Raw genomic sequence first — 19,027 nt, 5'->3', positions numbered from 1 at the left:
GGCGACCTCACTTTTCCTCGTATGGGAAGCTGCGGGCCGACATGGCCGCGCGGGCGTCATACGTGGAGGGACGTCCGGCGATGAAGTCATCCGGATACCAGGCGAAATGACGCACGCCCTGCGCCTGCAGGCGACGGATCTGCGCGCGCAGGCGTTCGCCGGGAATCGGCTTGCCCGTGCGCCAGTCCAGCGTCTGCAGCTCGAACATCGTCTGCGACAACTGCGGATCGTGCTGCTTCACCGCCACCACCAGCCGGTCCAGCCAGCGTTCCGGGCTGCGGCTGCCTTCCATCCACGGCATCGCCATCAGGGCGGTGTGGTCGTAGGCCTTGTTGAACAGGTCCAGGCGCTGGGCGAACCAGCTCGCGCTCTGCGGTTCCAGCACCGGCTGGGCATACAGGTTGCGCACCGTGCCCAGCTTGGGCCGCCAGCGCTGCGCAGCGTTGCGCAGCTCCAGGGTGAAATCGATCAGTGCCTGGGTACGTGCACCGTCATCGCCTTCCTGCGGCAACTGGGTCAGCTCGGTGTCGCGCAGGTAGGCGTCATCGTGGAAGAGCAGGCCCTCGAAGTACGAGTTGATCGCCAGGTCCTCGTAGATGTCATCGATGATCCTGCGGACCTGCGGCCGGGTGAAGTCCAGCCGGAAGATGCCGTCGCTTTCCGGGCTCTCGATCGAAAGGGCGCTGCGGATGGCCGGATCCTTGAGCTCGTAGCCCAGCACCGGCAGCCATGCGAACACCTTCACCCCTGCGCGCGTCTTGAGCTGCCACGCCACGCGGTTGAACAGGTCCGCACGCATCGGCAGATGCCGGTTGGGGAAGTACAGCGCATCGGCCGAGCCGTTGCCGTCCGGATCGGCGAAGGCCTGCAGGAACACGTGGGTGGGGCCGATCTTCTTGACCCGGTCGATCAGGGCATCCAGGTTCTTGCCCTGCTGCACCGGGTCGGCATCGTAGACCGCATCCAGGTCGATCTGCAGCGCACGCATGCCATCGCGTTCCACATCGCGGCGCAGCTCGTAGGCCAGCTGCACCACGGTCGGGTTGTTGGTCACCAGCAACCGTGCCAGGCCGTGCAGATCGCGCTTGACCGGCGTACTGCGGCCTTCCAGATCGAACGAGACCGGCATGCCCAGCTGCTCGGCGATGTCGTTGCTCAGCGCGTTGTACGCGGCGTACGGCCACACGATCGCCTTCGGGCTGACGCCGACATTGCGCTGGATGCGCTCCACGCTGCGGCCCAGATCGGTGCGCAGGCGGGCCTCGTACTCGGCGGCGGTTTCATAGGTCTTACGCGCCGGGTCGTAGATGCGGGTAATCACCGCCGGGGTCGAATTGCCCTGTGGGTTGGACTGCACGCCGTGATGCAGGTTGTCAGTGTGGCTGGCCAGTTCGATCAGCCCGCTCTTCTGCATCTCGCGCAGCTGCGCCCAGGTCAGGAAATCATCGCGGGTGAACGGGCGGTAGCCGTAATCGATCTGGCGCCCGGCCGGCATGTCCACGTAGTCGGTGATCACCGCCACCAGCGCCGGGTAGTTGTAGGCGCGCAGCAACGGGAACACCTTGCTGTACACGCTGCGCAGGCCATCGTCGAAGGTGAGCAGTACCGGCTTGGGTGGCAGCGGCGTGCCGCCCTGCGAGGCGGTGATCAGCTGCGACAGCGAGACCGGGTGGTAACCGTGGGCCGACAACCAGTCCAGGTGCGCAGCGAAGTTCTGTGTGCTGACGGCATACGCATCCGGGTCGCCGCGTTCGGCGACCTCATCGCGGATGTCGTGGTAGCTGAGCACCAGCAGCCCGTTGTCGGCCGCATCCAGCACGGCGGGCCGCTGCTGTGCCTGGGCTGGCAGGACGACCGTGAGCAGGGCCAGCAACAGCCAGTGGATCCAGCGTTTCAAGTCCATGTGCCGCATGTCATTCTCCCCACCGCAGGCCGGCATCCAGGCCGATGTGTCGTTCACGCTGTCCGTCATAGACCGGTCGCGACCAGCTGATGCCGTACTCGAAAATGCGCCCTTCGCCGAGCTGCCACTCGTGGCGGTACTCGGCCGAGGGCACGATCGCGCTGCCATAGCCCCGCTGCCAGTACTGCCCCACTGAGACCGTCAGGCGATGGCGGAAGTGGCGTTCGTAGTGGCGCCACAGTTGTTGATCCACGCGCAGGCCGATCTCCACCGAGTGATCCTCGGACGGATTGAAGTAGGGCACGTCGTCGCGGCTGCCGCGGCTGGCGTACAGGCTGCCGAGGCCGTCCAGGAACACGGTGGGCCGGGTCATCAGGCGCTGCTCGATGGCCGTGCTGACGGTATCGCGGCGGTTGCCGTCGTCGTAGCGGAACTGGCTTGCGCCCAGGCTCCAGTGAGTACGCTCATCACGGCGATAGTCGGCCGCCACTGCGATGCTGTCGGCGGTGATGCCCGAGACGCGCGCCTGCATCGAGGCGTCCGGGTCGTTGCGTGCAGCGGTGATGCCGGCATGCCATTGATCGCTGAACTGCCAGCCGAACCCGGCGCTGAGGCCGGTCTCGCCGATGTGGTCATTGGCGCGGTTGACGAAGGCTTCGGCATCGGCGCGCCCGTAGCGATAGCGTGTGCCCACGCCGATCCGCAGCGGGTCGATGGTCTGGTCCTGGAAATCCACGCTGCGCCGGTCGGCGAAGGCGACCAGGCGCCAGCGGTCGTCCAGCACCGGGGACTGCACTTCCACACCGTAGCGGCCGTCATCGTTGCCCAGCGGTGAAGCACCACCACCGCCGGAGCTGCGGCCGCCTTCGGCGTAGGCATGCCACTGCCAGCCACGGTGCGCGCGCCAGCTGCGGTCCATGCGCTGCACGGAGGGCTGGTTGGGGTAGGCGGCAAGCAGGGTGTCGTGGATGGGGCGGGCGAGGTCATCGCGCTGCACCTGCACGTAGGCGTCGTACTGGCCCAGCCGCGCCGGAACGTCGCGCGGGTCCAGCGTGTTGGCCATGCTGTAGCGCTCCAGCGCCCGCCGTGGCCAGCCGCGCATCAGGTAGATGTTGCCCAGCGAGGATTGCGTGCCGGTGTTGCCTGGCCCGATCTCGACCATCTTCTCCAGGTCGTGCTGGGCGGTGGGCAGATCGCCGCTGTAGGCGCGCACCATGGCCAGATTGAGGTCGGCCTCGTAGCGCGGCCAGTTCGCGTACGGCGCTTTGGCACCGTTTGCCCAGCGCCAGGCCGGCTCATCGGCCTGCCATTTCTTCAGCAGGGCGATGGCGGTGTCGGCCTGCTCATCTTCCAGATACGCGTAAGCCAGTTCCGAGCGCGCCTGCGGCAGCGACGGATCAGCCTTGAGCGCGGCTTCCAGCACCGGGATCGCCTCGGCCGGGTGCTGGGTGGCCATCAGCGAATCGCCGACGGCGGCCAGCAGGTAATTGGGAACGGGGTGGCCCTCGGCGAGCAGGCTGCGGTACTCATCGCGTACCTGTGCATGGCGGCCCAGCCGGTTGAGCAGGATCAGGCGGTCATAACGGATCCGCAGCGGCGCCTGCTGCACGGTGGTGCCGTCGCGCTCGAGGTACTGCTGCATCTGGACCAGCGCAGCGTCCGCTTCATCCAGGCGGGTGTCTTCGCTGGCGCCGTACGCCAGGCTCCAGCCCACCAGCTTGGCCAGGTAGTTGCCTTCCAGCCGTTCTTTCTGGGCGGCATCGAACAGGTCCGGCCGGGCCAGGTAGAGCTGCCAGGCGCGGTGCGCGTTGCCGATGTCGGACAGGGTCAGCACTTGCAGGCGATACAGCAGTGCGTCGTCGGGCGATTGCACCCGTGCCCGCTCGATCGCGGCCAGTGCATCCAGCCAATGGGCCTGGTCGCGGTAATGGCCGATCTCGGCCAACGCGTCAGCCCGCGGGTCGTCGGCTTCGGCAGCCGAAGCGGAGAAAGCGAGTGCGGCACATGCCAGGCCGACGCTGAGCGCCAGCGGCCGATGGTCGTACATGGAACCCCCTTGGAGCGTCCTTTCAAAAATGCGTAGCGTCAAAAGTGTGACGCACATCACATGCCAATCGTGCCTGACTGCGCAGTTGTTGCCAAATCGTTAAGACGCGGGTACGACCGATCAGCCCCCGGGTGGAACCCGGAGGGGAGAGGCAAGTCATTGAATTTCTAAAGGTTCAACCCATGTCGCCGGCATGGAAAGCGCACTCCATCGCGATGAAGCTGTTCAGCCGGCTGGTGGCGCCAGCAGCTCCGAACACCGCCCGGTGCAGCACACCGGGTCAATTAGCGACACGCTACGTCAGCAGTTGCGCACTGCGCGTGTAGATGGACGCGCCGGGGCGCTTACCACTGGTCTTCGAGTTTCTGCGGTTTGCAGGCGATCCACGAGGCGCACAGCAGCACCACCGCACACAGCGCCAGGAAGCCGAATGGCAGGTGCCAGCCGCCGCTGACCGCATGCAGCCAGCCGAACAGGAACGGGCCCAGGCAGCTGAAGGCATAGCCCACGCCCTGCATGAAGCCGGACAACGCAGCCGAACCGGCGGGGGTGCGGGTACGCAGGTTGATCAGGGTCAGTGCCAGCGGGAAGGTGGACGGCCCGATGCCGAGCAGCACCGCCCACAGCCACGGGGCCTTCATCGGGGCGAACAACAGGCCGGCGAAGGCGATCAGGAAGGCGCTGAAGCCGATCAGCACCAGCCCGAAGGGGTTGCGCAGGCGCACGGCCAGGGCCGGCATGGTCAGTGACGGCAGCAGGCCGCAGGCCGCGAAGATCGCCACCATGATGCCGCCGAAGGCCGGCGTCGCGCCAGCTTCGACCACGATCCGCGGCAGCCAGGTGAACATCGAATAGGTCATCAGCGAGGTCATGCCGAACATCAGGGTCATGCCCCACGCCAGCGGGGTCTTCCAGACCTTGCCGTGCGGCGCGCTGGACGGGTCGTTGGCGGCGCTGATCGTGTCCGGGTGCGGGCGTGTACGCGAGAGCATCAGCCACGGCAGCGCTGCCGCGAGCGACATCAGCGCCCAGATTCCCAGTGACACGCGCCAGCCCGCCTGCTGCGCGACCGGGACCGCCAGCAGGGCCGGCATCATCGTGCCGATCTGCAACACGGTGATGTAGAGCGTGCTCATGGTGCCCACGCGGTTGGCGAAGTAGCGCTTCACCAGCGGCGGCACCACCACGTTGCCGATGCCCATGCCGGCCAGCGCCACCACCGAGCCGAACAGCAGGCTGCCGACGCCGCCGGCCATCGAGCGCAGCAGCAGGCCCACAGTGGCCAGGCTCATCGCCAGCAGGGCGGTGCGTTCCAGGCCCAGGCGACGCGCCACGGCCGGGGTGGTCACGCCGAACAGCGCAAACGCTGCGGTCGGCAGCATGCCGAGCACGCCGGTCATGGTGGTGCCGAAGCCGAAGGTCTGGCCGAGCACATCCAGCAGCGGGGTCAGCGAGGTGACCGCCGTGCGCAGGTTCAGGGCAGCCAGCAGAATCGCGGCAAACGCCAGCAGGCGCCCGTGCAGCAGGGACTGGGACGGGGAGGTGGGGTGAGTCATCAGCATGTTTCCTGACAGGTGGCGCACCGCGGCCATGCTGGCGCGCGGGTGCAACGGCAGAGACCGGCCAATGGCCGGCAGCTGCGGGGTAGGGGACTGGGCCGCCGCCGAAGGCGGGGCCAGGACCGGCCATTGTACGGGTTCGATCCCGACAGGTCCTGCCGGAACCGCGACGTGTTGCGGGGGCTTGCGTCGACGACCCGATGCGGGGACCGGGTATAGCGCCGAGGCCGCCGGAAGCACTACGTGTGAAAACGCCTTCACAACAAGGGCCGCGCGATCCTCTTCCATGTGAACTGCGTCAAAAAAATGACTATTTAGGAAAAACCCTACAAGCGAGCGGGTGGTTGTCTTACCGCGTGGGTGGGGTTTTTGACGGTTTTCATGTCGCGAATAGCTCTTAAATTGGCGGGCCTCCATAGGGGCGGTCTATAGCGAACGATGGTTCGTGCCAGCCCACGTTCGAGATCCTGCATGCCAAACAACGTACTACCCACCCCGGCTCGCGCCGGTATGCACCGCGCTTCCCGGCGCACCCTGCTTCTGGCCCCGCTGGCCGCCGCCGTGGCATTGACCTGCACCTCGGCGCAGGCCCAGCAACTGCCTGCCCCGGACCAGGAACTGCTTCGCCAGCAGGAGCGCGAACGCGCCCTGCGCGAGCAGCTTGAAACCCGGCCGGACGCGCGCCTGCAGGAAGCGCCGATGGCGGCGCCGGAGCGGCTGCCCCAGGACGAGACGCCCTGTTTCGTGATCGACCGCATCACCCTGGCGGGCGACCAGGCCGAACGCTTCCAGTGGGCCTTGGCCGCGGCCAATGTCAAAAGCGACCCGGCCCTCGGCCGCTGCCTGGGCACGACCGGCATCAACGTGGTCATGTCGCGCGTGCAGAACGCCATCGTGGAACGCGGCTTTGTCACCACACGCGTGTTGGCCCAACCGCAGGACCTGACCACCGGCACGCTGGAGCTGACCGTCGTACCCGGCACGCTGCGCCAGATCCGGTTCGCCGAGGGCACCCATCGCGACGCCACCTTGTGGAATGCGATCCCCGCGCGCAGTGGCGACCTGCTCAACCTGCGCGATATCGAACAGGGACTGGAGAACTTCAAGCGCGTGCCGACCGCCGAGGCCGACATCCAGATCAGCCCGGCCGAAGGCGCCGACGCCGCGCCCGGGCAGAGCGACCTGGTAGTGCAGTGGTCGCAGCAGCGGCTGGTGCGTTTCAACCTGAGCCTGGACGACTCCGGCAGCAAGGCCACCGGCAAGACCCAGGCCGGTGCGACGATGTCGCTGGACCACGCGCTGCGCCAGAACGACCTGTTCTACGTCAACCTCAACCATGACGTGTTCAGTGGCGGCAAGCGCGGCACCAAGGGCTTCACGTTCCACTACTCCGTGCCCGTGGGCTACTGGCTGTTCGGCGCCACGCGCAGCGGCTACGAATACGAGCAGACCGTGGCCGGCAACCAGCAGTCGTATCTCTACAGCGGTGAAAGCTACAACGCCGAAGTACGGGCGACGCGCCTGCTGTTCCGCAACGCGAGCAGCAAGACCAGCATGTACCTGCGCGCCTGGGAGCGCGACTCGCGCAACTTCATCGACGACACCGAAATCCTGGTCCAGCGCCGGCGCATGGGTGGCTGGGAGCTCGGCCTGAACCACCGTCATTTCATCGGCCAGGCTACGCTCGATGGCACCGTCGGCTTCCGCCGTGGCACCGGGGCATTCGGCTCGATCGCAGCGCCCGAGGAGCTGTTCGGTGAAGCCACCTCGCACCCGAAGATCTACTTCGCCGACGCACAGCTGAGCGTCCCGTTCCAGCTCGGCCAGCAGCGCCTGCGCTACACCGGCAGCTGGCGCGCGCAGTGGAACCGTGGCGGCCTGGTGCCGCAGGACCGCTTCGCGATCGGTGGTCGTTACACCGTGCGCGGTTTCGATGGCGAGATGTCGCTGATGGGCGAGCGCGGCTGGTTGATCCGCAACGACATCGCTCTGGCGCTCGGTGGCGGGCAGGAGTTCTACGTCGGGGCCGATTACGGCCATGTCGGTGGCAGTGCCACGCAATGGCAGCTGGGCAATGACCTGGCGGGCAGCGTGATCGGCCTGCGCGGGTCGTATCGCGGCCTGTACTGGGACGGCTTCGTCGGCGCCCCGTTGAACAAGCCGTCTGGTTTCCAGAACGCGTACACCGTCACCGGATTCACCCTGAGCTGGTCGTTCTGATTTCAGCGCGGGCGCCCACGCGCCGCGCCGACCGCACGCATACAAAGGAACTGTCATGAACAAGCATCTGTACCGCCTCGTGTTCAACCACGCTCTCAAGCTCTGGCAGGTCGCCGCGGAGATCACCCCGCGCCCCGGCGGGCTGGGTGCCGGGCAGGACGGACAGCGCACAGCGGCACTGCGCCCGATGGCGTTCGCGCTGTGGGTGATGCTCGGCTGGGTCGGGGTGACCGGCATGGCGGCGGCGCAGGTGGTGGCCGATCCGAACGCGCCCGGCAACCAGCGGCCGACCGTCCTGGAAACGGCCAACGGTACGCCGCAGATCAACATCCAGACACCGAGTGCGGCCGGTGTTTCGCGCAACACCTACCAGCGCTTCGATGTCGACCAGCAGGGCGCCATCCTCAACAACTCGCGCGGCAATACGCAGTCGCAGCTCGGCGGCTGGGTGCAGGGCAATCCGTGGTTGGCCGGCGGCACCGCACGGGTGATCCTCAACGAGGTCAACGGTGCCAACCCGAGCCAGCTGCGCGGCTATGTGGAAGTGGCCGGCGACCGCGCGCAGGTCGTGATCGCCAATCCCGCCGGCATCGATTGCGACGGCTGCGGCTTCATCAACGCCAACCGCATCACCCTGACCACCGGCACCCCGATGTTCAATGGCGGTGCGCTGGAGGGATACCGCGTGCAGGGCGGTGCGATCCATATCTTCGGTGCCGGCATGGATGCCAGCCGGGTCGACTACACCGACCTGATCGCGCGCTCGGTACAGCTCAACGCCGGCCTGTGGGCGCGGCAGCTGCAGGTCACCACCGGCGCCAATACGGTCAGTGCCGACCTGAGCCGTGTGCAGGCACAGGCTGCGGAAGGCAGTGCACCGCAGTACGCGCTCGATGTCGCCCAGCTCGGCGGCATGTACGCCAACAAGATCCTGCTGATGGGCACCGAGCACGGCGTGGGCGTGCGCAATGCGGGCAACCTCGGGGCGCAGACCGGCGAGCTGGTCGTGACTGTCGATGGCCGGCTGGAAAACACCGGCAAACTGCAGGCGCGCGACGATACGCGTATCGCTGCCAGCGGCGGTGTTCGCAACGAAGGGCTGGTCAGCGCCGGGCGTGAACTGAACCTGCGCACCGGCCAGGACCTGGACAACCGGGGCGGCCAGCTCAACGGCACCCGCCTGGACCTGGAGGCGGCCTCGCTGGTCAACCGAGGCGGCAGCATCGAACAGGCCGGCGTGCAGGCGCTGGCGGTGCAGAGTGGACGCGTGCAGAACCGTGACAAGGGCAGCATCGGCGCATTGGCCCTGCAGGACGGTACCGCCCCGACCACCCCGGGCAATGGCGAGGGCACGGGCACCCCGGGCGCCGGCAACGGGAGCGGCAACGGTGGCACCGAGGGCAGCACCCCCGGCACGATTCCGCCGACCACTGCGCCGCTCGCGCAGGGCCGCGTGCTGATCGCCGGCCTGCTCGACAACGATGCCGGCGCGGTCCTTGCCGGTGGCGATATCGACCTGCGCGCCAGCGCTCTGGACAATGACGGCGGTCGCCTGGGTGTGCGCGATCTGAGCGTGGAGAGTGGCGGTCTGTCCAACCGGCAGGGCGAACTGACCACCGGGCGCGACCTGCGCGTGCAGGGCGAGGCACTGCACAACGACGGCGGCGTCATGAACGTCGGCGGCGCGCTGGAGGTGCGCACCGCCCAGCTGTCCAACCGCGGCGGCAAGATCGCCCACAGCGGCAATGCAGCCGCCGAGCTGCAGGTGGCAGGCACGCTCGACAACACCGGCGGCAGCCTTGCCAGCAACGCCACCTCGCTGGCGCTGGCCAGCGCCGTTCTGGTCAATACCGATGGCACGCTGATGCACGCCGGCAGCGACGGCCTGCAGCTCACCACCGGCAGGCTGGACGGCCAGCGTGGCGAGATCGCCACGGCTGGCACGCTCACCCTTCGCGCAGGGAAGGTCGATCATCGCCAGGCGGAACTGCAGGCCGGTACGTTCGATGTCCAGGTCGATACGCTCGACAATCGGGGCGGCCAGCTGCTGGCGACCGGCAGCGAGGCCAACCGCATCGAGGCGACGACCGCGCTGGACAACAGCGGCGGCACGCTCGCCAGCAACGGCGATCTGGCCATCGACACCGCCTTGCTGAGCAATGTGGGTGGGCAGGTCCAGCAGGCCGGCAGCGGCCGCCTGGCGATCACTGCGGAAACGCTGGCCGGGGCGGGCGGCAAACTGCTGAGCAATGGCGCGCTGCAACTGCAGGGCCAGACGATTGACGTCTCCGGCGGCATCACCTCGGCGGCGCGCCTGGCGATCGACGCCGGGCAGCTGGACAACCGTCGTGGCGAACTGATCGCCACTGGTACCGACGCGCTGGGCCTGCGAGTGACCAACGCGTTGCTCAACGACAACGGCCAGATCATCGGCAACGGTGCGCTCGCCGTGCAGGCGGGCAACCTCTCCAACCGCGACGGCAAGCTGCTGGCGGCAGGCAATGCGGCCTCCGTGCTGCAGGTGGCCGGCGTGATCGACAACCAGCGCGGCACACTGGCCAGCGCGGGCGATCTGACACTGCAGGCTGGCCAGCTGGACAACCAGGCTGGCACGGTCCAGGCGCCCGGTGACCGTGCATTGCAACTGAGCGTGGACGGCTTGCTCGACAACCGCCAGGGCGGCCTGATCGCCTCCGGTGGTGCGCAGCAGCTGCGCGCCGGCAGCCTCGACAATCGCAGCGGCACCGTCAACGCGGGCGATACGCTCGGCGTGGCGGTAGCGCAGGCGCTGGACAACAGCGCCGGCACCGTCGCTGCCAACGGCACGCTGCAGGTGCAAGCCGGCCGCATCGTCAACCGTGAGGCGGGCACGCTGGCGTCCATCGAGGGCGAGGTCACGCTCGACAGCGCGAGCGATATCGACAACACCGCCGGTGTGATCCAGGCCGAACGTTCGCTCTCGGTCGCCAGCCAGGGGCTAACCAACGTGCGTGGCACCCTGGCGGGCGCGTCCGTTGCCCTCGATACGGGCCTGGGCGCCGTGGACAACAGTGAAGGCATTCTCGCCGCCACCGCCGGCACGCTGGATATCCGCAGTGGGGCGCTGGAGAACCGCGCTGGCCTGCTGCAGTCCAGTGCGGCGATGCGCATCGATACCCACGGCCAGCGCCTGGGCAACACCGAGGCGGGCGCGCGCGGCGGCATCGTCAGCGGTGCTGGGCTGACCCTGCGCGCGGGTGAGCTGGACAACCGGGCCGGCCTTGTCCAGGCGCAGGCGGCGCTGGATGCGCGGCTGGCCTCGCTGGACAACCGCAGCGGCGGGCAGGTGGGCAGCGGGGCCTCTTTGCTGCTGCAGGCGCAGCGCGTGGATAACAGCGGCGGCCGCCTGCAGGCGAGCGAGAATCTGACGCTGGAGCTGAGCGGTGAGCTGGTCAACCAGGCCGGTTTGGCCGTGGCCGGCGGCGATCTGGTCGCCCACGCCGCGCGCATCGACAACCGCAACACGACCGGCGGCAGCATTCCGCTCGGCCTGCAGGGCCGCAGCGTGGCCCTCACCGCTGCGCAGATCGACAACAGCGCGGGCATGATCGCCGCCGATCAGCGGATCGCCCTGCAGGCGGCCGATGTGCTGCTCAACCAGCAGGGGCTGGTGTCCTCGGCGGGCAGCCTGGACGTGCACGCCGGCCAGGTCGGCAACATCGACGGCACGCTGCTGTCGGCGGGCAACCAGACGCTGCATGCCAACGCGCTGAACGGCACGGGCCGGGTGCTGTCGCAGGGCGACCTGGTGCTGGCCCTGCAGCAGGACTACCGCAACGATGGCCAGATCACCGCCAACGGCAAGGCCACGGTTTCCACGCAGGGGCTGTGGACCAATGCAGGCAAGGTGCAGGCCGGCGATCTGGACCTGCACGCCGGCCAGATCGACAACCTGGCCACTGGCGAGATCAGCGGCATCCGCACCCAGGTGCGCGCCGATGGCGTGCTCGGCAACCGCGGGCTGATCGACGGCGTGGATACCCGCGTCGATGCCGATGTGATCCTCAACGTTGGCACCGGCCGCATCTACGGCGACCGCCTGTCGATCGGTGCCACCACCTTGGTCAACAGTGATGAAACGCTGGAGGGCGTCACCCGCGCAGCCACCATTGCCGCGCGTGAGCGCCTGGACATCGGCGCCGGCACCGTGGTCAACCGTGAGCAGGCGCTCATCTTCAGTGCCGGCGGTGGCGACAATGCACTCAACATCGGCGGTGCGCTGGATGCGCAGGGGCATGCAGTCGGTCGCGCCGGCTCGGTGCACAATGCCAGCGCGACCATCGAGTCACTGGGTGGACTGACCATCGATGCCACGCGCCTGCTCAACAGCAACGAGCATTTCGCCACCAGCGAAGTAATGGTGGTCGGCCCGACCAAGAAGTTGTACATCCAACCCAAGGGCACGCCCGGCATGCACGATGCCAGCGAGTTCACCTGGTCCAGCTGGAGCCGTGCCGGCAAGTACCGGTGGAACAACGGCAACGGCGACGTCAAGGACTGGACCCAGTACGACGTCACCCACACCGAGTACGAAACCCAGGTCGCCTCCAGTACGCCGGGCCGGATCATCTCGGGCGGCAACATGACGCTGCGTGGCGATGAGCTGATCAACGACAAGAGCCAGATCCTGGCCGGTGGCGCGTTGCTGGGCGATCTCGGCAACCTGCGCAACATCGACGCGTTCGGCGAGTACCGCGTGCACGAGGAAGGCACCAGCCAATACACCTACAGTCGCTGGCGCGGTGGTTTCAAGCGCTATCACGAGCGCAAGTGGGACCGGAAGATCGCCTATCGTCCGGCCGATGAAGTGCGCACCATCAACCTGGGCGTCACCCGGACGGCCGAGCACACCCGCGATGGTGGCAGCGGCTATCAGGTGGGCGGCGTCAGCACCGGTTCCGTCGGTGGGCAGGTCGGGGGCGCAGCCGAGGCCGGTGCCGTGGGTGGGCAGCGCCAGGTGACCGAAGTCAGCGCCAGCGTGGCCTCGCTGGCCGGGCCCGGCAGCACGGCGGGCACCGGTGCGCAGGGTGCGGCGGGCAACCAGCCGACCGTGATCCGCACCATCGGCGTGGAGGCCGAACTGCCGCAGAGCAGCCTGTTCCAGAGCGGCCCGAATGCCGGCCAGTACCTGGTCGAAACCGATCCGCGTTTTGCCGATTACCGCAGCTGGCTCGGCTCGGAGTACCTGCTGCAGAAGATGGGCGTGGACCCGGCCAACGTGCAGAAGCGCTTGGGCGATGGGTTCTACGAACAGAAGCTGGTCCGCGATCAGGTCGCCCAGCTCACCGGCCGCCGCTTCCTGGACGGCTACGCCGACGATGAAGCGCAGTACCGCGCGCTGCTCGACAACGCGGCCACCATCGCTGACGCATGGGGCCTGCGCCCCGGCGTGGCGCTGACCCCGGCACAGATGGCCCAGCTCACCAGCGACATCGTCTGGCTGGTCGAGCAGCGCGTCACCCTGGCCGATGGCAGCACCACCACCGCCCTGGTTCCGCAGGTGTATGTGCGCGTGCGCCCCGGTGATATCGACGGCACCGGTACGCTGCTGGCCGGCCGCTCGGTGGAGCTGAACCTGCGCGGCGACCTGGTCAACAGCGGCACCATCGCTGGCCGCACCGCGGTGAAGATCGACGCGCAGAACCTGCGCAACCTCGACGGCCGCATCAGCGGTGACACGGTCAGTGCCAACGCGCGTACCGATCTGGACAACCTCGGCGGCCTGATCGATGCGCGCAGCGTGCTGGTCGCCAGCGCCGGCCGTGATCTCAACATGGTCACCACCACCCGCAGCGGTCAGAACACCGCGGGGTTGAGCGACTTCAGCCGGACCAACATCGATCGCGTGGCCGGGTTGTTCGTGAGCGACCAGGGCGCCACGTTGCTGGCCAAGGCCGGCCGCGATCTGCGCATGGACGGCGCCCAGGTGGTCAACACCGGTGCACAGGGCCAGACCCTGCTCGCGGCGGGCCGGGATCTCTCCCTGGGCACGGTCACCGAGGCACGCCAGGAAAACAATGTCCGCAACAACGACAACTACCTGCGCCAAGGCTACGAACGGGAGGTCGGCACCACCCTCGATACCGCCGGGGCGGTACAACTGCAGGCCGGGCATGACGTGAACCTGCGCGCCGCGCAGGTCTACAGCAGCGATGGCGCGATCTCGGTGATGGCCGACAACGACGTCAGCATCGCCAGCGGCGAGCAGAGCAACAACTGGAGCGAGGGCCGCAAGCACACCCATCGCGGGCTGTTGAAGTCCACCACCAACACCACGCGCGACAGCCTGGAGGAAACCCAGGCCATCGCCAGCACGCTCAGCGGGCACCAGGTGGCGGTGCGCGGCAACAACATCACCGTGACCGGCAGCAACGTGGTCTCCGATGCGGGTACGGTGCTGCTGGCCGACAATGATCTGACCGTGCAGGCGGCGACCAACACGCGCGGCGAGAGCCACTACAAGCGCAAGGATGAAAGCGGCTTCCTCTACAACGGCGGCGTCGCGTTCACGGTCGGCACGCAGATGCAGAGCCGCGATGCCAAGGACGTGAGTACCAGTGCCGCGGCGTCCACCATCGGCTCCACCGCGGGCAACGTGGTGATGGTGGCGGGCAACAACTACCGCCAGGTTGGCAGCCACGTCGTCGCGCCCGAGGGCGACATCGACATCCATGCGCGCAAGGTCGACATCGTGGAGGCCCGCGAGACCGGCGTCTCCACCCAGGAGGACAAGTTCCGCCAGGCCGGCCTGACGGTGGCGCTGACCGCGCCGGTGATCTCCGCGATCCAGAGCGCCGAGCAGATGAAGAAGGCGGCCAGCCAGACCGACGACAGCCGCATGAAGACGCTGGCGGCGGCGACCACCGTGCTCAATACGGCGGCAGCGGTGGGTGCGGTGCAGGCCGATCCGGGCGCGGCGGGCGGCATCAACATCTCCATCACCGTGGGCGGCGCACGCAGCGACAGCAAGACCACCACCACGCATGACAACGCAGCCGGCTCCAGCATCACCGCGGGCGGCGACGTGCGCATCAGTGCCACGGGCGCGGGCAAGGATTCGGATCTGACCGTGATTGGCAGCACCATCAACGCCGGCAACAACGCCTACCTGCGGGCCGATGGCGATATCGCCCTGCTGGCGGCGAAGAACACGCAGGAAACCGATCGCAAGAGCAGCGCGGCCAGCGGTGGCGTCGGCGTGGCGATCAGCATCGGCTCCGGCGGTGCCAGTGCGGGCATCACCGCCAACGCCAGTGGCTCCAAGGGCAAGGGCGAGGGCACCGACGTGCAGTGGACCAACAGCCACGTCAACGCCGGCAACACGCTGGTGCTCGAATCTGGTGGCGACACCACCCTGCGTGGCGCGGTGGCCAGCGGCCGCGAGGTGATCGCCGATATCGGCGGCGACCTCAACATCGAGAGCCTGCAGGACACCTCCACCTTCCACAGCAAGGACACCAGTGTCGGCGGCAGTGTCACGGTCGGCTTGGGCTTCTCCGGCAGCGCCAGCTACGGCAACACCAAGGTCGATGGTGACTACGCCAGCGTTGTCGAGCAGAGCGGGATCAAGGCGGGCGACGGTGGCTACCAGGTGCGCGTAGGCGGCAATACCGATCTGATCGGTGGCGTGATCGCCTCCAGCGAGCAGGCCATCGCCGACGGTCGCAACCAGCTGATCACCAGCACATTGAGCGTGCGCGATCTGGACAACCGCAGCGATTACGAGGCCAGCAGCCTGAGCCTGTCCGGCGGCTTCAGCAAGAGCGGCACAGGCGGCCCGTCCAATGGCGGCAACAGCGGCCGTGGCAACGACGGCACGCCTGGGTCCACCGGTGCAGCCGGGCAGGGCAGCAGCTGGTCGTGGCAGAACTATGGCAACGATGCCAGCGCCGCCGCACCCGGCTATGCCAGCGACAAGGGCAGCGATGCCAGCACCACCCGCAGCGGCATCAGCGCAGGCGCGCTGACCATCACCGATGGCAACGCGCAGCTGGCCAAGACCGGCAAGAGCATCGACGACACCCTGGCCAGCCTCAATCGCGGTGTGCTCAGTGGCGACGATGCCAACGGGCTGATCCGTAACTGGGATCCGGTGGAGCTCGCGCAGAAGGTGCAGGCCGAAGCGCAGATCAGCGCAGCGTTCACCCAGCAGGCGCACAGTGCCGTGGGCAGCTATGTGGCCAGCCGCGGCGCCAGCATCAAGGAGCGTTACGAACACGCCGACACGCCGGAGCAGAAGGCTGCGCTGCAGGCTGAAGCCGATGAACTGCGCACGCAGGAGAAGATGCTCAACATCCTGATCGGCGCGGTGACCGGCTCGGCGACCAGCGCGGTCTCCAAGGAGGCGCTGGCCAGTGCGGCGGACTGGATGCGGCAGGAGATGATCAAGAACTCGCAGTTGTTCCCGGGTGTCACCGACGGCGTGACGACACTGGACAACATCCACGGAAAGAGTGCCGGTGTGGATGGCGATGAGTTCAAGATCGGGGGAACCCGCGTGGACCTGGATCAGCTGTGCGGACCTGGCAGCATCCGCTGTGCAACGAATCCAGACGGCACACTTGCCCTGGATTCGCTGGGACGCGTGCAGTTCGACGATAAACAGGGGGGATTGACCCTCGCCCAGTACCTGGCGTCGGAGGAAGGCAAGAAACTGGGCGGCGTAACTGGGGGTATCCAAGGCTGGACAGGGACGCTGCGAGGCGACCCCTACAAGCCAGGAGACTGGCAGGACAGGCTGATCGAGTACTTCGCCGGCCCGCATGACATGATCGGCGGGCAACTTGCAGGGTTGTACGATGAGCAGGGGAATGCACGTCGTGGCCGTCCATGGGCGCTGTCCACCTTCCACGAAGGCTGGACCGTCGTCGCGATTCCCGTGGCGGCTCCCTTCGCAATGGCGAAGGCGCTGCCGCCCCAGGTCTGGTCCGCGATCTCCATTCTTGCCGGTGCCAGTCGATGACATCCCTCCTCAATCCCTCAAAGAAAAGGTACGTCAGCATGAGTTCCCCGCGTGCAGGAAACAGGCTCCTACTTGCCTGTGTAACGTTGATGCTCGCCAGTTGTGGCATCGGCGGTATGTGGATGAATGGAGATCCGTCCGTGGGCAGGAACATCGTTCCACCGCGCGATCATTGGCAGAAAGCAGGCAATGACCCCGCGGCCCGCAGTGCGGACTGGCTCGGTTGTGGCGGGGCGGACAGCGGCGGTTACAACGTCGCCACGTCGGATGGATCGAGCTCTGCGGTGATCCAGCAGGCGATGAGCCGCAAGTTCGACGACATGCAGCGTTGCATGATGTCCCGCGGGTATCAATACACGGGCTCCTGCGAAGGCGATATACGCAGTCAATATCCCGCATGCCAGAAGTAAGGCGTCTGCGGACATCCTGGACGAAACGCATGAAGCAGGTTCGAAGGCGAAGCTGTACGGGGTTCGGTCTGCTGATGGCGGTAGCGGTCATGACGGGCTGCACCGCGGGCAACGGGCGCTTATGCGGCCCGCAGACGCCGCGCGCCTACTGTGACAAGAAAACCTACGACGCTTTGGCCAATCCCCCTTCGCAGCGCGACAGCTGGGCGGCGGGCAAGGCCGATGCCTCGCAACTGGGGGCGGCGTGGGTGGCATGCGGCGGCATGGCGAACGGCAATGTCGGCATCGATCAGCAGGGCGGCAACGGTCCCGAAACCGTGCAGCGCCTCACCCGGAAGAATGACGACGTCCAGCGCTGCATGATGCAAAAGGGATACCGCTACACCGGGTCATGCTCAGGGGATATTGCGAGTCGATTCCCCGCCTGCCAGTCGCGATGAACGTGCTGCGGCCTCGTGGCGTTGCGTTCACCGCTGCACCTGATCCCTGGGATCGACGGTCGGTGCATGAGCACCCTCGCGCGAGCCGGAAGGCCAGACGGATATCGATGCTGATGGCGACCGTGCTTCTCGCGGTTGCAGGATGTGCCAGCACTCCCGCTGTACCGGGGCAGGTGGCGGTGACGGACATGGGGCCTGTTCCGGCGGGTTCCGTTCGCGTCATGCCGACGCGGCAGTACTGGCGAAAGGCGGGGGCGAGCAAGGCCGACGCGGACCTGGCCCGGCAGCAATGCAGCCAGCACCTGCGAAATGACGACGAGTACGTTGGGCTTCTCAAGGAGAGCGCCGTGATCACGAAGATCTGGCATGCCGAACGTACGTCGGCGCAGAAGAAGCGGCGCAAAGAGATCGCCGCTCGGCTGGGCCAGCTCCATGACGCATGCATGGCCGGCGAGGGGTTCGAGTTCGTGCGTCGTAGGTTTCCGGTGGAGTGAATACGATGCGCATGACGCTGCTGTTTCTCCGTAGGGGGTTCATCTGTCGCAGGCATCCCGCCAGATGGCACACAGGTCGCGCGACGGTGGTGCTCGGCATGCTGTTCGGGCTGACCGCCTGTGGTGCAGGTGGGATGTGGATGAATGGAAACCCTGCCGCAACCCGGCAGCTGGTGCCGCCGGGCCACGACTGGAGCAGGCCGGACGCAGGTGCCCTGGTGCGTGATACGGACTGGCAGGCCTGCGGCGGCCAACGCAGTGGGAACATCTCCCCAGACCGGCAAGGTGCCACGGGTGAGGAAACCGCCCATCTTTCACGCGACAAGCTCTACGCGGCACAACGGTGCATGCTGGGGAAGGGCTACCGCTACACCGGCAGCTGCGAAGGGGAGATCCGCAGCCGCTACCCGGCCTGCGAATCGCCAGACACAAAAAAACCCGGAGGACAGTGATGTCTTCCAGGCTTGATTGTGACCATCAGATGGTCGGGGAGACAGGATTCGAACCTGCGACCTCTACGTCCCGAACGTAGCGCTCTACCAGACTGAGCTACACCCCGTAAGGAGCCGCCTATTGTATCGATCCCGCCGGTCGGCGGCAAGGGGGGATCGCGTTTTTCGCCTTCGGTGCCGTGTTGCCACGGCCCTTGATAAAGAAGCCTGGAAACGTGTTCCCAGGCTTCAATACGACCACCGAAGTGGTCGGGGAGACAGGATTCGAACCTGCGACCTCTACGTCCCGAACGTAGCGCTCTACCAGACTGAGCTACACCCCGAAGGAGCCGACAAGGATACGGTGTGAAGACCCGATCGGCAACCTTTTTTTAGCCTTCTTCGTGATCCGTACGGCTCTGCTCGCGGGCTTCGAACCACATGCCGTTGAGAATGGCCACGACCGAAGCCAGCCCTGCACCCAGAATCCAAGCGAAGTACCACATGGTAAGTCTCCTATGG

10 protein-coding genes and 2 tRNA genes are annotated in these 19,027 nt (G+C 67.1%); 6 read left to right on the top strand and 6 right to left on the bottom strand.

The window, feature by feature from the left end; translation table 11 throughout:
* Positions 1-7: 7 nt before the first annotated feature.
* From pgaB to ACTT2I_RS11510, 3 genes are all read right to left on the bottom strand, one after another.
* Positions 8-1,903 carry a poly-beta-1,6-N-acetyl-D-glucosamine N-deacetylase PgaB gene (gene pgaB / locus ACTT2I_RS11520; protein ID WP_421099334.1) on the bottom strand — a complete coding sequence of 632 codons (1,896 nt, stop codon included), beginning with the start codon at positions 1,901-1,903 and terminating at the stop codon, positions 8-10.
* Between the two features lie 10 nt (positions 1,904-1,913).
* Complete coding sequence (gene pgaA / locus ACTT2I_RS11515) at positions 1,914-3,950, bottom strand: poly-beta-1,6 N-acetyl-D-glucosamine export porin PgaA (RefSeq protein ID WP_421099335.1); 2,037 nt, start codon at positions 3,948-3,950, stop codon at positions 1,914-1,916.
* A 344-nt stretch (positions 3,951-4,294) separates the two neighbouring features.
* A complete protein-coding gene (locus ACTT2I_RS11510; RefSeq protein ID WP_088434748.1) occupies positions 4,295-5,506 on the bottom strand; it encodes a CynX/NimT family MFS transporter in 1,212 nt (403 codons plus the stop codon).
* Positions 5,507-6,019: 513 nt separating this feature from the next.
* Between ACTT2I_RS11510 and ACTT2I_RS11505 the strand changes: the two genes are divergently transcribed.
* The 6 genes from ACTT2I_RS11505 (at position 6,020) to ACTT2I_RS11480 (ending at position 18,526) form a co-directional block, all read left to right on the top strand.
* Entirely contained in the window at positions 6,020-7,729 is a 1,710-nt protein-coding gene (locus ACTT2I_RS11505; RefSeq protein WP_443096676.1) for a ShlB/FhaC/HecB family hemolysin secretion/activation protein, read from the top strand.
* 55 nt (positions 7,730-7,784) lie between these two features.
* Positions 7,785-16,730, top strand: coding sequence for a two-partner secretion domain-containing protein (locus tag ACTT2I_RS11500; protein WP_421099337.1), 8,946 nt, complete (start codon positions 7,785-7,787; stop codon positions 16,728-16,730).
* A 38-nt stretch (positions 16,731-16,768) separates the two neighbouring features.
* Positions 16,769-17,140, top strand: a complete 372-nt coding sequence (locus ACTT2I_RS11495; protein ID WP_147433862.1) for a hypothetical protein — start codon at positions 16,769-16,771, stop codon at positions 17,138-17,140.
* A 29-nt stretch (positions 17,141-17,169) separates the two neighbouring features.
* Positions 17,170-17,580 (top strand): hypothetical protein, encoded by a 411-nt coding sequence (locus ACTT2I_RS11490; protein ID WP_421099338.1) that lies wholly within the window; start codon positions 17,170-17,172, stop codon positions 17,578-17,580.
* Positions 17,581-17,693: 113 nt separating this feature from the next.
* Positions 17,694-18,074 carry a hypothetical protein gene (locus ACTT2I_RS11485; RefSeq protein WP_443096675.1) on the top strand — a complete coding sequence of 127 codons (381 nt, stop codon included), beginning with the start codon at positions 17,694-17,696 and terminating at the stop codon, positions 18,072-18,074.
* A 5-nt stretch (positions 18,075-18,079) separates the two neighbouring features.
* Positions 18,080-18,526, top strand: a complete 447-nt coding sequence (locus ACTT2I_RS11480) for a hypothetical protein (protein WP_421099339.1) — start codon at positions 18,080-18,082, stop codon at positions 18,524-18,526.
* A 30-nt stretch (positions 18,527-18,556) separates the two neighbouring features.
* On the opposite strand, the gene ACTT2I_RS11475 is transcribed toward ACTT2I_RS11480, so the two are convergent.
* The 3 genes from ACTT2I_RS11475 to cydX form a co-directional block, all read right to left on the bottom strand.
* Positions 18,557-18,633, bottom strand: a tRNA-Pro gene (locus ACTT2I_RS11475).
* A 139-nt stretch (positions 18,634-18,772) separates the two neighbouring features.
* Positions 18,773-18,849 (bottom strand) — tRNA-Pro (locus ACTT2I_RS11470).
* A 48-nt stretch (positions 18,850-18,897) separates the two neighbouring features.
* Complete coding sequence (cydX, locus tag ACTT2I_RS11465; protein ID WP_019182852.1) at positions 18,898-19,011, bottom strand: cytochrome bd-I oxidase subunit CydX; 114 nt, start codon at positions 19,009-19,011, stop codon at positions 18,898-18,900.
* Positions 19,012-19,027: the final 16 nt, after the last annotated feature.

This window comes from Stenotrophomonas sp. PUT21, assembly GCF_052232875.1.
GTDB lineage: Bacteria > Pseudomonadota > Gammaproteobacteria > Xanthomonadales > Xanthomonadaceae > Stenotrophomonas > Stenotrophomonas maltophilia_N.
Note: the sequence above shows the minus strand (reverse complement) of the source record. Positions and strands in the feature narration are given on the sequence as shown.